Below are 16,944 nucleotides of genomic sequence, written 5' to 3'. Positions count from 1 at the left end.
GTTGCGGTCAGGCGGATTCCTGCAGGCACGAGCTGAGACGTTTGATGCCGTCGCGGATCCGGGTCTTCGCCGTCGGCACGGGGATGCCGAGATGGTCGGCGACCTGCGTGTAGGTCATGCCCGCGTAGTACGCGAGGTCGATGGCCTCACGCTGCACTGCGGAGAGCATTCTCAGGCCCGCCCGGATCGCGTCGGTCTCAGCCCGTTGGACGACGGCGTCGGCGACCTGGTCGTAGTCGACATCCCGGTTCCTGATGCCCCAGTTCAGATCCCTGGCGCGGGAGGATTCCTCGGCGCGGACCCTGTCCACCGCGCGGCGGTGCGCGAGCGTCAGAATCCATGACATCCCCGAGCCCAGGGCGGGTTCGAAACGGGCTGCTCCACCCTGCCAGAGGGCGAGGTACACGTCCTGCGTCGTCTCGGCGCTCATCTCCGCGTCCACCAGCACCCTGCGCACCAGTCCGTAAACACGGCGGGAGGTGCACTCGTACAGTGTGGTGAACGCCGCCACATCACCGTCAGCGACACGCAGCAGCAACGGACCCACCGACACCGGACCACCGGCGCGGGCAGATGGATCGGGCGGACTCGATCGAGGGGACAGGACCGGCAGCGGAGCAGTGAGCATATGACTGAGACCTTCTAGGAACCACCACGGTCAATCAGAGGACCACGACAATGTGCGCCACGACCCGACTGATTGCTAAGTAACCTAAGGACATCCAACCACAGGTTGCAGGGCGCCACCAGAGACCCCGCCACCGGAACCAGTGCCTGCGCGTCAGGTCCAGTAGAGCAGCCGGGCGGCCGGCAGGCGCCGCTCGAGCTCCTCCGTGAACCACCCCCGCAGTTCCGCCATGGTCTGCTTCGGGTACACGTATTTCACTCCGCCGAATTTCGAACGCTTCTGGGTCCGTAGATCCTCGTCCATCTCGAGCTTTGTCTTCGGGTACCACCCCAACAGCACCTCCTTGCTCGCGGGGGTGAAGCGGTGCGTGATGATCTCGGCCGTGAGATCTAGGTCGTCGATGCCGGCGACCGCGGCGGAGATGTCGTCCAGCAACGCGCCGTACTGCTCCCGCCAGCCGGGGATCGGCATGATCGGGGCGATCGTCAGGCCCACCCGGTAGCCCGCGGTCGCCACCGCGCGGAGAGCGGCGAGGCGCGCGGGCATCCGCGCGGTTCCGCCTTCGAAGCGGTTCGCCACCTCTGCGGCATTGACCGAGAACCGTACGCGCGTCCGCCGCCCGTGGTCCAGGGTCACCAGTTCGCCGACGTCGTCGAACTTCGTGGTGAACCGCAGCTGCACGTCGCGACCGAACTCACCGGCACCGACGCGGGAGATGGCGGCGGCAAGCGAACCGGTGACGCTCTCGATGCCGAGTGGATCGGTGTAGCAGGACATCTCGAAGGTCGTCCCCTCGTTCCCGCGCTCTCGGGTCCCGTGGGTGACGGAACCCCTGCCGGCGTGAGTGCGTACGCCGTCCAGCACACCATCGATATTGGCGTACACGCGGGTCACGGGCGGCCCCTGCAGGGACCCGGCGAGGTAGCAGTACTGGCAGTGGGCAGGACAGCCCCTGGCGAGGTCGATCCGCCAGTCAGCGCTCGGCGGGATCGGCTGCGGCTTGAGGGCGCTGGGAGGGGCTACGACGACCGCAAGCGTGTTCTTCGCCGACGCATAGGTCTCGCGCTCATTGGCGCCGCGGAGGCCTGTGAGCGCATTTCCGGGAAGGAACCGGATGTCGTCGACCCCCGCACGCTCGCACCGCGTGATGATCTCGGCCGTGTGCGGAAGATCCGCCGCAGCGCGCGTGATCATCACATGGCGGGGGACCCACAGACGCGGAGGAGAGATAGAGGTCAGATCCAGTTCCTGGAGTGTCGTCATCACCCTGTACAACAACCGGGACGGCGGGTCTGTTCCGTCCCTTCCGGTCCCGGAGGGCTCTCGACGCAGGGAAGGACATCGGCGGCAGTAAGGGCCCTACACCAGCGCCGGGGCGAAGTCGTCCCGGACCGGCACCCCCGGATCCAGCGAGTACCAGGCGGAGGACAGGATGTCGACGGCCCGGCGCGTGTCCTCGAGCGGGTAGCTGAAGGGGACGCGGAGGAAGCGCTCGAAGACCCCGCCGATGCCGAAGCGCGGCCCCGCTCCCAGCAGCAGCCCACGGTCCCGGGCCGCGAGGGCGAGCTGCGAACTGACGGGCGCACCGAGGTTGACCCACGTGCACAGACCGCCGGACACGCGCGGGACCTCCCACTCCGGCAGCACCCCGCGCAGGAGCGCCTCGAGGTTCGCGCGGCCCTCCGCCAGCTGGCCCGCGCGGAACCGCAGCAGCTCGTCATAGTTCCCGAGCATCTCGAGAGCTATCAGCTGCTCGAGGATCGGTGTCCCCAGATCCTGCGCGTACCGGGACTGCACGAGCCGGTGGATCAGCTCCTCCCCGGCGCGGATCCACCCGATACGCAGTCCGCCCCAGACCGTCTTGCCCATGGATCCGATCAGGACGGCCGGCCCGTAGGCGGCGAGGGGGAGTTCCGCACCGCCGTCGATGCGCAGCTCGGCCATCGTCTCATCGGCGACGACGACCGTGTCCTGGCGCGCGGCTGCGTCCATCAGCCTCTGCCGCTGCTCGGCGGGCATGACGGCGCCGGTCGGGTTGTGGAAGTCGGGCATGACATAGGCCAGGGCCGGCTGCGCGCGCCGGACGGCCTGGTCGAGTTCCTCGTCGTCCCAGCCGCGGTGCACATCCACCGCCACGGGAACGAGGCGCCGGCCGGCCGACCGGAGGGCTTCGTACGCGTGGGGGTAGCTGGGTGCCTCCACGAGCACCGTATCGGTGCGCTTCAGCAGGGTTCGCGCGATGAGCGCGATGGCGTGCTGTGCACCGAGGGTGACCATGATCTGGTGCGGACCGGTAGGGACGCCGCGCGCCGTGTACCGGTCCGCGAGGGCCTGCCGCAGGCGCGGGAGTCCGTGCGGGTCGTAGCCGCTCGCATTCAGGTAGGCGGGCAGCTCCGCCGCTGCCCTGGCCGCGGCCTCACCGACCTGGGGCGCCGCCGGAAGGGTCGCCTTGCTGAGGTCGAGGACGATGGCGCTGCCGCCGTCGTCGTGCGTGGCACCGCGGCCGGGCATGGCGACGACGCTTCCCGAACCCCGCGTGCTCTCGATGTAGCCGGCAGACCTGAGCCGCGCATAGGACGCGGCCACCAGGGTGCGGCTGACGGCGAGCTGTGCTGCGAGTTCGCGCTCCGCCGGCAGCCGCGTGCCGAGGGGGATCCGGCCGTCCAGGGCGAGCAGCCGGATGCGGTCCGCCAGGGCTACATAGGCGGGTCCGGTGGAGCGCCAGGCGCCGAGTTCCGTGACCAGGCGGCGGGCGGGTAGAACCATCATGGGGCCACGATGCCACGATTGGCATCTTGATGTAAGTCCAATCAGCGGCTCTACTGGAAGAATGACGTTTCTCGGCGCCCGGCGTGGGCTGCAGCTCCTTCTCGGCCTCTTCCTCTACGGCTTCTCGCTCGCCATGATGATCCGGGCCACCCTCGGGGTGTCGCCGTGGGACGTCCTCAGCCAGGGAGGCTCCCTCCGGACCGGGATCCCGTTCGGGTTCATGACCAACATCATCGGCTTGATCGTCCTGCTGCTCTGGATACCGCTCAGGCAGCGACCCGGCATCGGGACCATCCTGAACGCGCTGCTCGTGGGACCGAGCGCCGAGGTGGGCCTCGCGCTCCTGGCCGAGCCGGGCGCGCTGTGGGCGAGGGTCCTGCTGTTCACGGGGGGACTGGTGCTGCTGGCCGCCGCAAGCGGGCTCTACATCGGTGCGCGGCTCGGCCCCGGCCCCCGCGACGGTCTCATGACCGGTCTCCACGACCGCTTCGGTTTGCCGATCTGGCTCGTACGCACGGCGATCGAGGGCACGGTGCTGCTGCTCGGTTGGCTGCTCGGAGGATCGGTGGGCCTCGGAACAGTGGCCTTCGCACTCCTCATCGGGCCGCTGGTCAATGTCGCGCTGCCGCTGTTCCGCATCCCCGAGCGTCCCCGGCCGGTGGCGGAGCTCGCGGTCGGCTGATTCCCGGCGCCCGCGAAACTTCCTCGCGGAGCCGGAGGTAACCGGTGGACGCCGACCTAGACTGGTAGTCCTGCCGCCACCGAGAGGATCCCATGATCACCGTTGTCCCCGCCGCCGAGAACCTCAGTCCCTGGCGGGAGGTGGGGCAGGGCATCTACGTGCTGCGCACCGCCGGTTTCCGGATGAACATCGGGCTCGTCGTCGGGGCGGACCGGGCGCTCGTCGTCGACACCGGTGCCGGCCCCCTCGGTGCCGCCGAGGTGTTCGCGCGCGTGCGGGACGTCACGGCGCTGCCGCTGATCGTCGTCAACACGCACGCTCATGCCGACCACTTCTTCGGGAACAGCTACTTCGCCTCGCGCGGCGTCGAGGAGTTCTGGGCGACGTCGCGCTGCAGCTCGGTGCAGGCAGAGACCGGTGAGGAACAGCGGGCGCTGGTTGCCGCCGTCGAGCCCGCCATGGGCGCGGGCGACGGCGCCCAGACGGACGTCCTGCCCGCCAACCGCCTGGTGGAGGGGGCACCCGTGGACCTCGACCTCGGCGGCGTCTCCGTGACCCTGTTCCACCTCGGCCGGGGCCACACGGACCACGACCTCCTGGTCGGAGCGGGCAACGTCCTCTTCACGGGGGACCTCGTCGAAGAGGGGGCCGATCCGGCGTTCGAGGACTCGTTCCCCACCGACTGGGTGCGGACGCTCGGCAAGATGGTGGCGCTGGAGGACCTCTACGACGTCTTCGTCCCCGGACACGGCGAGCCCGTGGCCGTGGCCGAGGTCATCACGCAGATGAACAAGATGCGCAGTGCCGTCCGCGTGACCCGCCTCGCGATGGACGAGGCGTCCCTGGACGTGACGAAGGCCATCCCCATCCTGCCGTACGGTCCCGAGCAGTCGCGGGTCCTGCTGATCCGCCTGCGCACGCTGGCGCACTGGAAGTGGCTCACGCGCAAGCACTAGCGCGGGGCCGGCGGCGGCTGCTTCTTGGACGAGCGGCTCGATCTGGTGCCGGACGGGAGTCGCCCCCGGATCTCCTGGAGCTCGGGCGCCGGTTTCCTCGATCAACCCGACGGTACGAAGCGTTCCTCGATCAACCCGAAGGCACGACGCGGGAGTACCGTTCCCTGCAGCGGAACCGCACCCCCTCTACCTAACGCGCTCGCGGGGTAATCCCCCTCTGTACCTAACGGGTTCGTCGGCGTTACTCCTCCACCCCTAGCCCTTGCGGTACAGGGGAATTCCCCAAGTAGGAAGCGATATAAAAGCGAGTACCTGCTACTGGTGTTTACCCGGCTTGGTCGACTATATGCTCGGGGGTCACTGGCCCCCACAACGGGGCGTTCCAGAGGCCGAAGTAATCTACACACCATGAAGTGGTGAGGCATTTGTCTATTTCCATCCAGCCCTCGATTTCGTTATCCAAACCGGCGGCAGCGCCGGTGCGAGCGTCGATAAGCGTCGTCATTCCAACTTTGAACGAGGCCCAGAACATCCCCTGGGTGCTGCGGCGAATGCCTTTGTACGTGGACGAGGTCGTGCTTGTGGACGGTCGTTCCACGGACAATACCGTCGGGGTGGCGCGGGCTCTGCGCAGCGATATCGTCGTGGTCAATGAACTGCGTAAGGGCAAGGGTGTCGCACTCCGGTCAGGATTTGCTGCGGCAACGGGTGACATCATCGTCATGCTGGACGCCGATGGAAGCATGGATCCCCGGGAGATCGGCTGGTTCGTCTCTCCGCTCCAGCACGACTACGACTTCGTCAAGGGTTCCCGATACGTCACCGGTGGAGGGTCCGAGGACCTGACGTGGCTGCGGCGGACAGGAAACCGTGCGCTGACCGGGCTGGCCAACGCGGTGCTGCACAGCAACTACTCGGACCTCTGCTACGGCTACATCGCGTTCCGGCGGGAGTGCCTGGAAATCCTGCAACTGGAATCGGACGGATTCGAGATCGAGACGGAGCTGATCGTCAGGGCCGCGAGGGCGGGCCTCAGGATTGCCGAGGTCCCCAGCTTCGAACTGGACCGCATCTCCGGGGCGTCGAACCTCCAGACCTTCAGGGACGGCTGGCGGGTGCTGGGGACGATGGCGCACGAATGCCTTCTCTGGGAGGCTCCCACCGCCGGCGCGCGCCCGGAGGCGCTGCGCCGCGTGAAGTACGCCTACGCCAACGTGACCTTCCCGCGCACGCCCACTGATCCGACGAGCGTTCTTCCAGTGACAAGCGTGGCCTGACCCGGCTGACACCGCCCACCAGCACGACAATCCGATCCACACCACATTCAGACAGGGGACGACCATGCGCACCTCGCAGACCGAGGCATTGCACTTCGACATCCACGGCCGCGTCATGATCCGCGTCGACGCGCAGGCGCCGGCAGCGATGCAGCTCAAGAGCATGTTGGCGTGCTTCGCCACCGATGCGGAACGGCCGGCCGACATCGTCGTCGACGCCCGGCCGGAGCCGATGCCCGAGGCCGGCCTGCTCGAGCACGAGCTCGCGTACACGGAGAACAGCGTTCGTTTCCAGGACGATCGGGTCCAGATCGTGAGGGACGCAGAGCAGTGGCGCATCCACGGGCCGGGCGAACTCCTGACCTCCGTGGTCCCTGTTCTGGATGCCGCCATGGTCAGCCGGGGAGCGGGCATGATCCACGCGGCGACGATGGCATACCGGGGTCACGCGATCGCGCTTCCCGCTGCCGGAGGGACCGGCAAGACGAGCACCGCCGCCAAGCTGATGCGGCGCGAGGGTTGGTCGTTCATCGGTGACGACTGGGCCTTCCTCTCCGAGGACGCCAGGCTGCTCGGCTACGCGAAGCCGATGTTCATCAAGCCGCACCACCGGACCATCTACCCGCATCTGTTCGAAGGCGTCCGTAAGCCCCTCGTCCCGTCACAGCTCTCCCAGAGCGTCGGCCGTCTGACCACGGTGGTGCATCCGTACGTCATCCGGTATCCGCGCCTCGCGGACTTCTCCCGGCGCTGGTCACCCGAGCACCGCATGGTCGAGCCGGCAACCGCGTTCCCGGGGCAGGAAGTGACGACCTCGGCCCCGCTCGCGGCCGTCATCTACATCGAGCGCTTCGAGGGCACCCGGTCCCGGCTCGTCGAGCGGTCGAAGGAGTGGATGGTCGACCGCATGATCGGCAACTTCCACATCGAGATGGCAGGCTTCTCGCAGCAGGTGGTCACCGGCCTGGCGGCTACGTCCGTCGTGCCGTGGCGCGAGCACTTCGCGGCCAAGGGGGACGTGCTGAGCAAGGCGCTCGACGGACGACCCTGCCACCTGCTGCAGGTGCCCTCCGCGTACTCGGCCGATGAGGCGTCGGACGACATCGTCCGGTACCTCGAGGAGCTGTTGCCGTCGGTCCTCGAGCAGGTCTGAGGGGGACACCGTGGGTCACAGCCCTGCCGAGGTCACTGCGGTCGTTCCGGCCCGCAACGCCGAGCAATTGCTTCCGCGCTGCTTGGAGGCCCTGCGAGCGTCCGGTGTCGCCGAGATCATCCTGGTGGACGGATTGTCCACGGACCGCACCGTCGAGCTCGCCCACGCGGCCGGCGCCCGGGTCCTGAGCGACGAGGGCCGCGGTCTGCCCTGGGCACGAACGCTCGGCGTGCAGAGCAGCACCACCCGTTGGGTCCTGCTCTGCGACGCCGACGTCGTCTTCGGGCCCACGGGGGTCGCCGACCTCCTCGCGGAGCTGGTCGAGGGCAACTACGACGCCCTGCAGGCCGGTCTGGAGAGTGTCGCTGGACCGGGCTACTGGGGACAGGCGCTGGCCCACCACCACCGCACCGGCCGCAGCCGGAAGTGGTTCGGGCTGGTGGCGACGCTCGTCGACCGGGACCTGATGCTGGGCATGGGGTTCGACGACTCCTTCAAATCGGGGGAGGACATCGAGCTGCGCTGGCGGATGAGGGAGTCGGGGCTGCGCACCGCGGTGTCGGACCGGGTCATGGTCGAACATCGCTTCGCCGCGGACGACTTCGACTTCGCGCTCGACCAGTTCCTCATGGACGGCACGGGACTGGGCCGGATGATCCGGAAGCACGGCTGGCGCGGGGCGAGGTTGGCGCTGCTGCCGGCCGCCGCAGCAGTCCGCGGTAGCGCCCTGAGCCTGGTCGCAGGTCAGCCCCGGTGGCTGCGCTACTACATCGCTTTCTGCTGGTACAACTACGCGGGCCTGGCGAGGGGAGTCTCGCGCCGTGAGGGCTAGGCGGGGGACCGCTGTGGCGGATGCGGCGATCGTCCGCCATTCCGCCCTGCGCAGCTCGCTCGGCCTCATCGTGGGCAAGGTCGCCCAGACCGGCTCGGGTTTCGCCTTCTGGGTCGTGGCGGCCCATGCCACGGCGGATCGTGAGATCGGTCTGACCGCGGCCGCGGTGTCGGCGGTGATGATCTGCACGCAGCTGGCCGTGCTGGGCGCCGGGTCCGCCGTGATCGTCGCGGTAGGCCGAGGGGAGCCGCCCGGGCGGGTGCTGGACGCGGCGTTCGCCATCGTGGGGCTGGCCGGCACCGCGCTGGCTCTTGGCTACCTCGTGCTGCAGTCCGCCCTGGCACCGGACACGTCCTCGGAATCCGTGCTCTTCTGGCTCACGTTCCTCGTGGCCGCCGTCGCCGGGACCGTCGCCATCGTCCTGGACCAGGCGCTCGTGGCGTTGGGCCGCGGTGCTACCGCCACCTCGAGGTACATCCTGGGCGGCGGGGTCTCGCTGGCGGCCGTGGCGCTCGTCGCGTGGCAGGCGCAGGGTGCATACGCCGACGTGCTGATGGCCTGCTGGGCGCTCGGATCGATCACGGCGTGCACCGTCGGTGCGGTCCAGCTGCGCCGCCTGGTCGGCTACCGGCCGCGACCGTCCTTGCGCTCCGCGCGAGGCCTCCCACTGCTGTCGCTCGGCATCCCGAACCAGCTCCTCACCCTCACCGAGCGCCTCCCCGGGCTTGTGCTGCCACTGCTGCTCGCGCACATGGTGGCGCCGGAGGCCGCTGCCTACTGGTATCCCGCATGGATGATGGCCTGGGCTGCATACACCGCCCCGATGCTGATGGGCATCGTCCAGTTCTCGGAGGGAGTCCGCGAACCGGCCCGCCTGGTGTCGACCACCTGGGCGAGTCTCCGGTGGTCGCTCGCGGTAGGAGGCCTGGCTTCCGCGGTCCTCATCCTCTTCGCCCACCCGCTGCTCACCCTGCTGGGGGAGCGGTATGCGGACTCGTCGGCCGGCGCCCTGCGATGGTTGGCGGCCGGAGTGGTGGCGTACGCGGTGCTGCAGGCCTACAACGCCGTGTGCCGGGCCCGCGGTCGGTATGCGGAGGCGATCGCGGTCGGCCTCGCGCTCGGCATCACCCTCTGCACAGCAGCAGTGTTGGCAGCGGACAGGGGCGCCACGGCGATGGCCCTGGCGTGGCTCGTGGTGCTCTCCATCGGGGCCGTGACGGTCGGTCTCCGGCTGGTCGTCGTCCTCCGCCGCCTGACGAAGGACGCACGATGACGACCAGCACGCTGGATGCGGCCGGCCGCCGCACCGCCGGACGCTGGAAGCCGCGCGACGTGGTGTGCGTACTGGCCGGCGTCGTGGCGCTGGCACTCGCCGTGGGGGCCGCCTCCTCTGTGGCCGTGCCGGTGAACAGCGACCTGGGACTCGTCGCCGTGCTGCCCTACCCGTTCTGGGTGGGGGTCCTGCTGCTGCACGTCGCCTTCGTCGTGGCGTTGCGAGGGGATGCCGCCGGCCCGGCGCGTCGCCCGGTCATGATCTGGCTCATGGTCGTGCTCGTGCTCGTGCTCTTCGGGACCGCAGCCTTCATGACGGACGTGCCGCGGGGTGAGGTCGCCTTCCGTCACCTCGGGATCGCCGACGCCCTCGCGCGCACCCAGGGGATCGACCCGACCATCGACGCCTACTTCAACTGGCCCGGTTTCTTCGCCCTCCTGGCGACGGTCATCGGGGCGACCGGACTCGACCCGGTGACCCTCGCCCTGTGGGCGCCGGTGCTCAACATGGGTCTGTGGCTCGCTGCGATGGGCGTGCTGACCGGCTACTTGACGCGGGATGCGCGACGGCGCTGGCTGGCGCTCTGGCTCTTCTGCCTCGGCAACTGGCAGGACCAGGACTACCTGTCCCCCCAGGCCTTCGGTTTCTTCCTGCATCTCGTGGTGATCGCGTTGCTCCTCGGCCCGTTGGCGGCACGGACACCCAGGATCCGCGGCCTCGGGCGCGTGGAGCTCGCGTCGTGGTGGCGAGGCCGGTCCGCGGTGGAGACCCGGCCGGGGCTCCGGACGGGCGCCCTCGCGGTGACCCTCCTGCTCGTCGCAGTCATCTGCGCGAGCCACCAGCTGACACCGTTCATGTTGCTCATCGCGATCACCGCCCTCACCCTCAGCGGGCGTATCTGGACGAGTCGGCTGCTGCTGATCACGGCAGTCGTGCTGGCGCTCTGGCTCCTTTACCCCGCGAGTGCATACCTCGTCGGGCACCCGCCGCTGGCGGACGCGGGACTGCAGACTGCGACCGAGGCGAACGTCATCGACCGCGTGGACGGGTCGGCCGGGCATGTTTTCGTGGTGAAGGTCCGGGTGGTGCTCACCCTCGTGCTGTGGGCGCTCGCCGCCCTGGGTGCACTACGGGACTGGCGCCGGGGGCGTCTCGACATCCGCGTGGTACTCCTCGCCGTCACCCCCCTGGTACTCTTCCCCGCGCAGGCATATGGCGGAGAGATGCTCATCCGCGTCTCGCTGTTCGCACTGCCCTTCGTGGCCCTGCAGGCGTGCTCGGCCCTGCTTCCCGACGGCGGCACACGTCCCTCCGTCCGCGCCGCGGCGGTCCTTGTCCTCACCTGCTTCCTGCTGGCTGTGCTGACCGTCACCGGCCGGTTCGGGAACGCGCGGTACGACGTCTTCACCGACGACGAGATCAGTGCCGTCGGTGCCGTGCAGGACATTGCACCACCCGGCTCGGCGATCATCTCGGCTGCCAACCCGACGCCCTGGCGCAGCGAGGGCTACCTCGACCACCGGTACCGGACGATCGACGACCTGTGCCTGAAAGACCTGGCGGCCGAGACCTGCGGCCCGGCCGTCTACGACTACATCCGGCACAATCCGGCCGGTGGCGTCGTGCTGCTCACGCGCTCCGCGGAGGCGAGCCTCGTGCTCCAGGGCACCACCACGGCGGGCGAGTTCGCCGAGCTGGAGGAGTGGCTGAGCGCGCAGGACGGCGTGGAGCTCGCGTTCAGCAACGCCGATGCGCGCGCGTACACGGTGGCGCGATGAGCGGCGTCAGCCGGGGCACCGTGGTGCTCGGTCTCCTGGCCGTCGCGCTGTCGCTGGCGACGCTCGTCGGGCTGCCGGCACCGCTGCAGGCGGTCGCCGCACTGGCCGTCCTCATCCTGCTCCCGGGACAGGCACTGGTACGGCTCATGGACGTGAAGGACCTCGCGCTCGGTGCGCTGCTCGTCCTGGCGGCCGGCCTCGCCGCGCTCACGGCGGTGTCCACGGCGATGTTCTACCTCGCGCTCTGGTCGTGGCAGGCGTGCGTCCTCGTGATGGGCGTCATCACCATCCTCGCGTGCATGGCACGCGCACGGCAGGAGGCGGCAGCATGATCATAGACGTGGCGGGACTTCTCGCGACGGCCGTCCTGCTCTTCACCCTCGTCGCGCTCGAGTTCCGGCGCGTCGGACCGGACAGCGGCCTACCGTCCGCAGCGGATCGATCCCCCGCCCGGCATGCTGCTCGTCCTGGTGCTCTGCCTCGCCTCGCTCCGGGCGATGTCCTACCCCGCGTTGCGGCCGTGGCAGGCGTGGGCCGTCACGATGGACGTCATCAGAGTCCCTCTGTGCAGGGCACGCGCTCCGCGGGCGGGACGCTGATGGACCTGGCAGGGGCTGTGAGTCGCAGGGGTGTCGCCATCATGTGGATCATGTACCTGCTCCTCGTTCTGCCCCGTGTCCTGGGACTGCTCCTGTGAGCGGCGCCGCGCGGTGGTGGCTCGTCAGCGACCTCCACCTGGGCGTGTCGGACGACGACCCCCGTTCCCCCGGGAGGGTGTTGTCCGAGTTCCTGCGCGGCGAGGTCCTTGCAGCCTCCGGCCTGCAGCAGCACGTCGTGTTCGTCGGTGACACGTTCGAACTGGCCGGGTTCACCGAGGAGGAGACCCTGGCGCGGCTCGAGTCCATCCTGTCCTGCCACCTCGACACCTTCCGGGCGCTGAAGGCGTGCGCCACGCACGGCATACAGCTGCACTTCGTCTGCGGCAACCACGATGTGGAGTTGGCCCGGCCCTCGGCCGCCGCCCGCCTGGCGGCGCTGCTGTCACCCGCCGAGCCCGCGCGGGTCCACGTACACCCGTGGTTCCTCCATGTGCCCCGCGTGCTGGTGGCGGAGCACGGGCACCAGCACCACGCGCTGCACCGGATACCCGAGGTGCTCCGGGCCGCGGTCAACGGTACCGACGAGCTGGACCTGCCACCGCTCGCCGCCTGGAACGAAGATCCGTCCAGGTCCCGCCTGAGCCGCGTGGGGGCCGTCGCACGGGCGTGTCTGGCATCCGAGCGGGCGGAACTCCGCGTCCGGGAGCACGCGTACGACCAGTTGTTGGAGACCGAGTCACTGCGGCTCGCGCTCGATGGGGTGGCCGTTCGGGACCTGGCGCGGCTGTCCCGCTTCCGGACGGTGTCGGCGCTGCCTGTCACCGCGACCCGGATGGTGCTCGCGGCCGCCGGGCGGAACGTCGTCAGGGAGGACGCCCCCGCTGCAGCGGTCCGGGTCGCGCGTACCCTCGAGGCGCACGATGCCGCGGTGTCCTGGTACGTCTCGGGCCACACCCACCGGGCGCTCGAGTCGGCCCTCGAGGCGAGCCCTACCCGGTACGCCAACACCGGCACCTGGGGTTCGGACGTCCGCGGTCGTGGACCTGACCAGTCGGACCGTCGGGCGTTCCCCTACGTGGTGGTCGACGTCGCCCGCGACGGCACCACCAGCGGTGGGCTGCGCTACTGGCGACCCGAGGGCGCCTGACCCGTAGCGGGTCAGTGGACTGCACGGGCAACCGTTCGGGCGCTGGAGGACCGGCCGGACCAGCATCCCCGGGGATGCTGGTCCCGTCGCGTGATGCCGGCCGCGACCTGCTATCGCAGGGTGAGTACCAGCGTGGGTGCGAGCGTGCTGACGGCCTCCTTGGAGTTGAGGATCAGGCCGTCGCTGCTGCTGGAGTCGATGGCCAGGGAGAGCTGCTGGCCGGCCTCACCGGTCAGGCCGGGGACCGTGAGCGGCACGTTGTAGCGGGTGTTGATCGCGGTCGGGCCGAGCGTGCCGATGCTGGTGCCGGCGGCCGGGGCGTTGGTGTAGGTGATCCCGCGCTCGGTCCAGCTGTCATCGGCGACCAGCTTGACGCTCTGCTTGCCCGCCGACCCGTTCTCGGCGCTGGTCAGCTGCAGCGTGGCACTCTCGATGGCCCTGCCCGCGTACGCCGACAGGTCGAACTTCAGGTACGTGGCCTCCAACGGGCTGCCGTCGACCCACAGGGCGGTGCCTGCGCCGTAGTTCGTCCCCGGCGCCCCGCTCGACACGTAGCTGTCGGCGGCGGCCGTCAGCGTGACGGTCGTCGACGTGCCGGCCGCCGCAGCCGTGGTGAAGGTCCAGGTCCTGTCCGAGGCCAGCGGGTTACCGGCCGCGTCCTTCACCCCCGTGGAACCGCCCGTGATCCTCGCCGTGTACGTCGTCCCCGCGGCAAGATCCGCCGTCGGGTTCAGCGTCGCAATCCTGCTCGTGCCGTCGAGTGCGACGGCTGCTCCCACCGACGTGCTGCTGCCGTGCGCCATGAGGGTGAACGTGTTCGCCGTGACCGTCGCCGGGTTCATCGCCTCCGAGAACGATGCCGTCACATCGGACGCCGGCGCCGCGGACGTGGCGCCATCAGCAGGAGACGTACCCGTCACCGTCGGAGCCGTCGTGTCCGCAGGCGCAGGACCAGCACCGCCACTACCGACGCTCGAGTCGTAGAAGTGCCAGTACCGGCTCGTGGCGTTCACGTCGGCGAGGATCAGCAGACCGCTGCCGGCCGTGCCCCGCGCCGAGCTGTTCAGGTTCTGCTTCGTCGAGGTCGCGTTGTGGACGTACTGGTCGGCGTCCACGATGCGAGGCACTTTCGTGGCGGTGCTGAAGTCGATATTGCCCAGCGGCACGGACTTCTCATAGATGGCGCCCCCCGTGCTGGTGCAGATGCCGGCGTTCGTGGTGCCGCTGGGCTTCGGGTAGGTGGCGAAGGTCCGCAGCATCTGGGTGCTCTCGTCGATCAGGACGGTCACCCGGTTCGGGCACTCCGCCACGGTCGCGATCGTGTGGGCCGTCCATTGCGCGGTTCCACTGTCCAGTGCCAGCAGCTGGATCAGCGGCTCGGACGGGGCGATGAACGACGTCTTGACCGCGGCGAAGACCCGGCCGCCGGAGGAATCCAGCCACTTCAGGTTCATGTGGTCATCGCCGCTGTGCAGCCCCGACACCGCCGCCACGGGATCGGTCCAGTCGGTGCTCGCGGCGCCATCGACGTGGTAGCTCCAGTACATGCCGTCGGTTGCATCGCCGACCTCACGGCTCCACATCACGCCCATCCTGCCGGGTCCGAAGGCGATCACCGCCGACGTATCGTCCACGGAGACGTTGCTCAGCCCCGCGGGGTGTGGAAACGGCGTCCCCCAGGTCTTGCCGTCCGTGCCGGTGACGTTCAGGTAGATCCGGCTGCCCTGCTGCCACGTGGCCCACACCCGACCGGTGGAGTCCTTGTCGATGGTCAGGATCTCAACCTTGGAATTGTTGATCTGGGTGGAACTGAGCAGCGTGTACGTCTTCGTGCTCGGGTTGTAGCTGTAGCGGCGCATCGTCGTCGGGAAGCCCGGCTCGGCCGGCACGCCGTCATTGACGAACCGGTAGCTGGCCACATACAGCGTGGTCCCGTCCCACAACACGTCGTGGTGCGTGCTGGCGCGCGGTTCCGTGGCCACACCGGTGTCGACCCACGAACTGGTCGCGGTGTCGAACCGGAAGATGTGGAAATCCGAGCTGGCCGTGTCCCACAGGTTGCCCCACCAGAGCCCGTCGTTGAACCACAGCGCACTCGTCGCCCGCTTCGACCCCGTCGGCGACCCCGTTCCCGCGTGCGACGGACCCTCTACCCCGACATCACCCTCAGCAGCCGACGCCGCGACCGGCACCACCAGGGCGCCCAGCGCAAGCAGAAGCGCCGTCAGCAGAGCACCGAGCCAGGAAGCCCTGCGCCCTCCACCACGCCCGCCCGTGGAAGAAAATGGATCGATCAGCATCGTTGCTCCCCGGAGTTGAAGGTCGATCCCCAGTTCGTCCAGTGTCACCGTTCGAAGCGGCCTGAACAACCCTCACGGTGGTGTGGAACTACCTGTCCCGCACGCAGCATTGCTCGTCGTCGTGTGACGTTCCCCGGGTAGCCGGCCTTGTCGTCGGTGCAGCACCCCTACCGTGGCGATCAGCGGGTCGGCGGTGGCCCCTTCTAGGGCGTCGCGCCGAAGATCGTGCGGTCGAGGAAGGGGTTGCGGAACTTGCCCTCGGGGTCCATGCGCAGGGCCAGCGCACGGAAGTCGTCGAAGCGGGGGTAGAGCGGCGCGAGTTGTGCGGCCTCGGCAGCGAACAGCTTGCCCCAGTGGGGGCGGGCCTCAAGCGGGGCAAGCGCGGCCTCGATCTCGGGCAGGAGTGCTTCCACCTCGTCCTGCAGGGGCTTCCAGGTGAAGTGCAGGCCGATCCCGGGGCGCTGGTAATTGGTGCTGAGCCACAGCTCGTCCGCCGCCATCGACCGCACTTCCGAGACCTGCAGCAGGGGGGTGATCCGCGGGGCGAGTTCGCGCATCCGCTGGATCGCCTCGACGGCGTGCTCGCTTCCCACGAGGTACTCGGTCTGCAGTTCATCCCCGTTGCTGGGGGTGAACGCGAGCCGGAAGTGCGCCAGACGGTCCGACCACGGTCCGGGGACGCCGAGCTGCTGCGTGCAGTGGTCGGCGGCCACGCCCGGCACCGGGTGGAGGGCGCGCTCCGCGGGGGCTCCGCCGTAGAACTTCGCCGGCACGCCGGAGCCGCTGTCCAGCCGGCTCTTGAGCCACGCCTGGCCGATCGTGTCCCCGGACCAGTCGGTGAACAGGCTGACGCTGTAGGCGGACGAGGTCGCGGCATCGTAGTCGGCGAGGACCGCGTCCCACGGCACCCCGGTGAACACGTCCTGGCGCACCTCGAAGGTCGGCTCGATGCGCAGGGTCACGCGGTGGACGACACCGAGTGCGCCGAGACCGACCACCATCCCGTCGAAGTCCGCATCCCCCTTCGCAACGTTCCGGACCTCGCCGGATGCGGTGACGAGCTCCAGCCCGACGACGGCCGTGGCGAGGTTGCCGTTGGCGTTCCCCGAACCGTGGGTGGCCGTGGCGATGGCGCCGCCGACCGAGATGTGGGGGAGCGAGGCGAGGTTGTGGAGGGCGAAGCCACGGCGCTGCAGGTGCTCCGCGAGGACCCCGTACCGCACCCCGGCGCCGACCGTGACGGTGAGCGCCCGCTCATCGACGTCGACGCCCGGATCGAGCACGTCCAGGGACACGAGGGTCTCGGGGCTGTCGGCGATGTCGTTGAAGGAGTGGCGCGAACCGAGCGCACTGACGCGCGTGGCGCCGGCCACCGCCCGCTGGAGGTCGGCGAGCGATGTGGGATGCTCGATCGTGCGGGCGCGGTACCCGTAGTTCCCCGCCCAGTTGAGCCGGTCCCGTACCTGTTCCTCGATCATGGTGGTCCTTCTCTGGCCGGTATCGCGACGATGGGATGAAAGACGATGGGATGAAACCTGGCACCACCTCAT

Annotated in this window: 15 protein-coding genes; 10 read left to right on the top strand and 5 right to left on the bottom strand. The window is 69.3% G+C overall.

Features of this window, described 5'->3' with window-relative positions:
- Window positions 1-7: 7 nt before the first annotated feature.
- From sigK to yczR, 3 genes are all read right to left on the bottom strand, one after another.
- Window positions 8-628 carry an ECF RNA polymerase sigma factor SigK gene (gene sigK / locus ACX80J_RS02430; protein WP_459346711.1) on the bottom strand — a complete coding sequence of 207 codons (621 nt, stop codon included), beginning with the start codon at window positions 626-628 and terminating at the stop codon, window positions 8-10.
- 153 nt (window positions 629-781) lie between these two features.
- The gene (locus tag ACX80J_RS02425; protein WP_459346710.1) at window positions 782-1,891 is read right to left on the bottom strand and encodes a spore photoproduct lyase family protein; all 1,110 of its coding nucleotides are present in this window, start codon (window positions 1,889-1,891) and stop codon (window positions 782-784) included.
- A gap of 96 nt (window positions 1,892-1,987) precedes the next feature.
- Entirely contained in the window at window positions 1,988-3,397 is a 1,410-nt protein-coding gene (gene yczR / locus ACX80J_RS02420) for a MocR-like transcription factor YczR (RefSeq protein WP_459346709.1), read from the bottom strand.
- Window positions 3,398-3,458: 61 nt separating this feature from the next.
- Here yczR and yczE point away from each other — a divergent pair, with 61 nt between their 5' ends.
- From yczE to ACX80J_RS02370, 10 genes are all read left to right on the top strand, one after another.
- Window positions 3,459-4,079 carry a membrane protein YczE gene (gene yczE / locus ACX80J_RS02415; RefSeq protein ID WP_459346708.1) on the top strand — a complete coding sequence of 207 codons (621 nt, stop codon included), beginning with the start codon at window positions 3,459-3,461 and terminating at the stop codon, window positions 4,077-4,079.
- A 92-nt stretch (window positions 4,080-4,171) separates the two neighbouring features.
- Window positions 4,172-5,035 (top strand): MBL fold metallo-hydrolase, encoded by an 864-nt coding sequence (locus tag ACX80J_RS02410; protein ID WP_459346707.1) that lies wholly within the window; start codon window positions 4,172-4,174, stop codon window positions 5,033-5,035.
- Between the two features lie 413 nt (window positions 5,036-5,448).
- On the top strand, window positions 5,449-6,312 hold the full coding sequence (locus ACX80J_RS02405) for a glycosyltransferase family 2 protein (protein WP_459346706.1): 864 nt from the start codon (window positions 5,449-5,451) through the stop codon (window positions 6,310-6,312).
- A 64-nt stretch (window positions 6,313-6,376) separates the two neighbouring features.
- Complete coding sequence (locus tag ACX80J_RS02400) at window positions 6,377-7,465, top strand: hypothetical protein (protein WP_459346705.1); 1,089 nt, start codon at window positions 6,377-6,379, stop codon at window positions 7,463-7,465.
- A 10-nt stretch (window positions 7,466-7,475) separates the two neighbouring features.
- Window positions 7,476-8,297 carry a glycosyltransferase family 2 protein gene (locus tag ACX80J_RS02395; protein ID WP_459346704.1) on the top strand — a complete coding sequence of 274 codons (822 nt, stop codon included), beginning with the start codon at window positions 7,476-7,478 and terminating at the stop codon, window positions 8,295-8,297.
- Window positions 8,287-9,570, top strand: coding sequence for a lipopolysaccharide biosynthesis protein (locus tag ACX80J_RS02390; protein WP_459346703.1), 1,284 nt, complete (start codon window positions 8,287-8,289; stop codon window positions 9,568-9,570). Before ACX80J_RS02395 ends, ACX80J_RS02390 begins: the two co-directional genes overlap by 11 nt.
- Window positions 9,567-11,348, top strand: a complete 1,782-nt coding sequence (locus ACX80J_RS02385) for a glycosyltransferase (RefSeq protein WP_459346702.1) — start codon at window positions 9,567-9,569, stop codon at window positions 11,346-11,348. Before ACX80J_RS02390 ends, ACX80J_RS02385 begins: the two co-directional genes overlap by 4 nt.
- Window positions 11,345-11,680 carry a hypothetical protein gene (locus ACX80J_RS02380; protein WP_459346701.1) on the top strand — a complete coding sequence of 112 codons (336 nt, stop codon included), beginning with the start codon at window positions 11,345-11,347 and terminating at the stop codon, window positions 11,678-11,680. Before ACX80J_RS02385 ends, ACX80J_RS02380 begins: the two co-directional genes overlap by 4 nt.
- Window positions 11,677-12,045 (top strand): hypothetical protein, encoded by a 369-nt coding sequence (locus ACX80J_RS02375; RefSeq protein ID WP_459346700.1) that lies wholly within the window; start codon window positions 11,677-11,679, stop codon window positions 12,043-12,045. Before ACX80J_RS02380 ends, ACX80J_RS02375 begins: the two co-directional genes overlap by 4 nt.
- Window positions 12,042-13,094 (top strand): hypothetical protein, encoded by a 1,053-nt coding sequence (locus ACX80J_RS02370; RefSeq protein WP_459346699.1) that lies wholly within the window; start codon window positions 12,042-12,044, stop codon window positions 13,092-13,094. The genes ACX80J_RS02375 and ACX80J_RS02370 overlap by 4 nt, the downstream gene beginning before the upstream one ends.
- 110 nt (window positions 13,095-13,204) lie before the next feature.
- On the opposite strand, the gene ACX80J_RS02365 is transcribed toward ACX80J_RS02370, so the two are convergent.
- A complete protein-coding gene (locus ACX80J_RS02365; protein WP_459346698.1) occupies window positions 13,205-15,442 on the bottom strand; it encodes a CBM96 family carbohydrate-binding protein in 2,238 nt (745 codons plus the stop codon).
- A 155-nt stretch (window positions 15,443-15,597) separates the two neighbouring features.
- The gene (locus ACX80J_RS02360; RefSeq protein ID WP_459346697.1) at window positions 15,598-16,872 is read right to left on the bottom strand and encodes an FAD-binding protein; all 1,275 of its coding nucleotides are present in this window, start codon (window positions 16,870-16,872) and stop codon (window positions 15,598-15,600) included.
- Window positions 16,873-16,944: the final 72 nt, after the last annotated feature.

Source organism: Arthrobacter rhamnosi (assembly GCF_054510975.1).
The sequence above is the reverse complement of the archived record's forward strand: the minus strand, read 5'-3'. Positions and strand labels throughout refer to the sequence as shown.

Bases quoted from the DNA above. Each gene is read 5' to 3' on its own strand.
- yczE (WP_459346708.1), top strand. From the start codon at position 3,459: ATGACGTTTCTCGGCGCCCGGCGTGGGCTGCAGCTCCTTCTCGGCCTC.
- ACX80J_RS02425 (WP_459346710.1), bottom strand. From the start codon at position 1,891: ATGACGACACTCCAGGAACTGGATCTGACCTCTATCTCTCCTCCGCGT.
- ACX80J_RS02410 (WP_459346707.1), top strand. From the start codon at position 4,172: ATGATCACCGTTGTCCCCGCCGCCGAGAACCTCAGTCCCTGGCGGGAG.
- yczR (WP_459346709.1), bottom strand. From the start codon at position 3,397: ATGATGGTTCTACCCGCCCGCCGCCTGGTCACGGAACTCGGCGCCTGG.
- ACX80J_RS02375 (WP_459346700.1), top strand. From the start codon at position 11,677: ATGATCATAGACGTGGCGGGACTTCTCGCGACGGCCGTCCTGCTCTTC.
- ACX80J_RS02385 (WP_459346702.1), top strand. From the start codon at position 9,567: ATGACGACCAGCACGCTGGATGCGGCCGGCCGCCGCACCGCCGGACGC.
- ACX80J_RS02380 (WP_459346701.1), top strand. From the start codon at position 11,345: ATGAGCGGCGTCAGCCGGGGCACCGTGGTGCTCGGTCTCCTGGCCGTC.
- ACX80J_RS02360 (WP_459346697.1), bottom strand. From the start codon at position 16,872: ATGATCGAGGAACAGGTACGGGACCGGCTCAACTGGGCGGGGAACTAC.
- ACX80J_RS02400 (WP_459346705.1), top strand. From the start codon at position 6,377: ATGCGCACCTCGCAGACCGAGGCATTGCACTTCGACATCCACGGCCGC.
- sigK (WP_459346711.1), bottom strand. From the start codon at position 628: ATGCTCACTGCTCCGCTGCCGGTCCTGTCCCCTCGATCGAGTCCGCCC.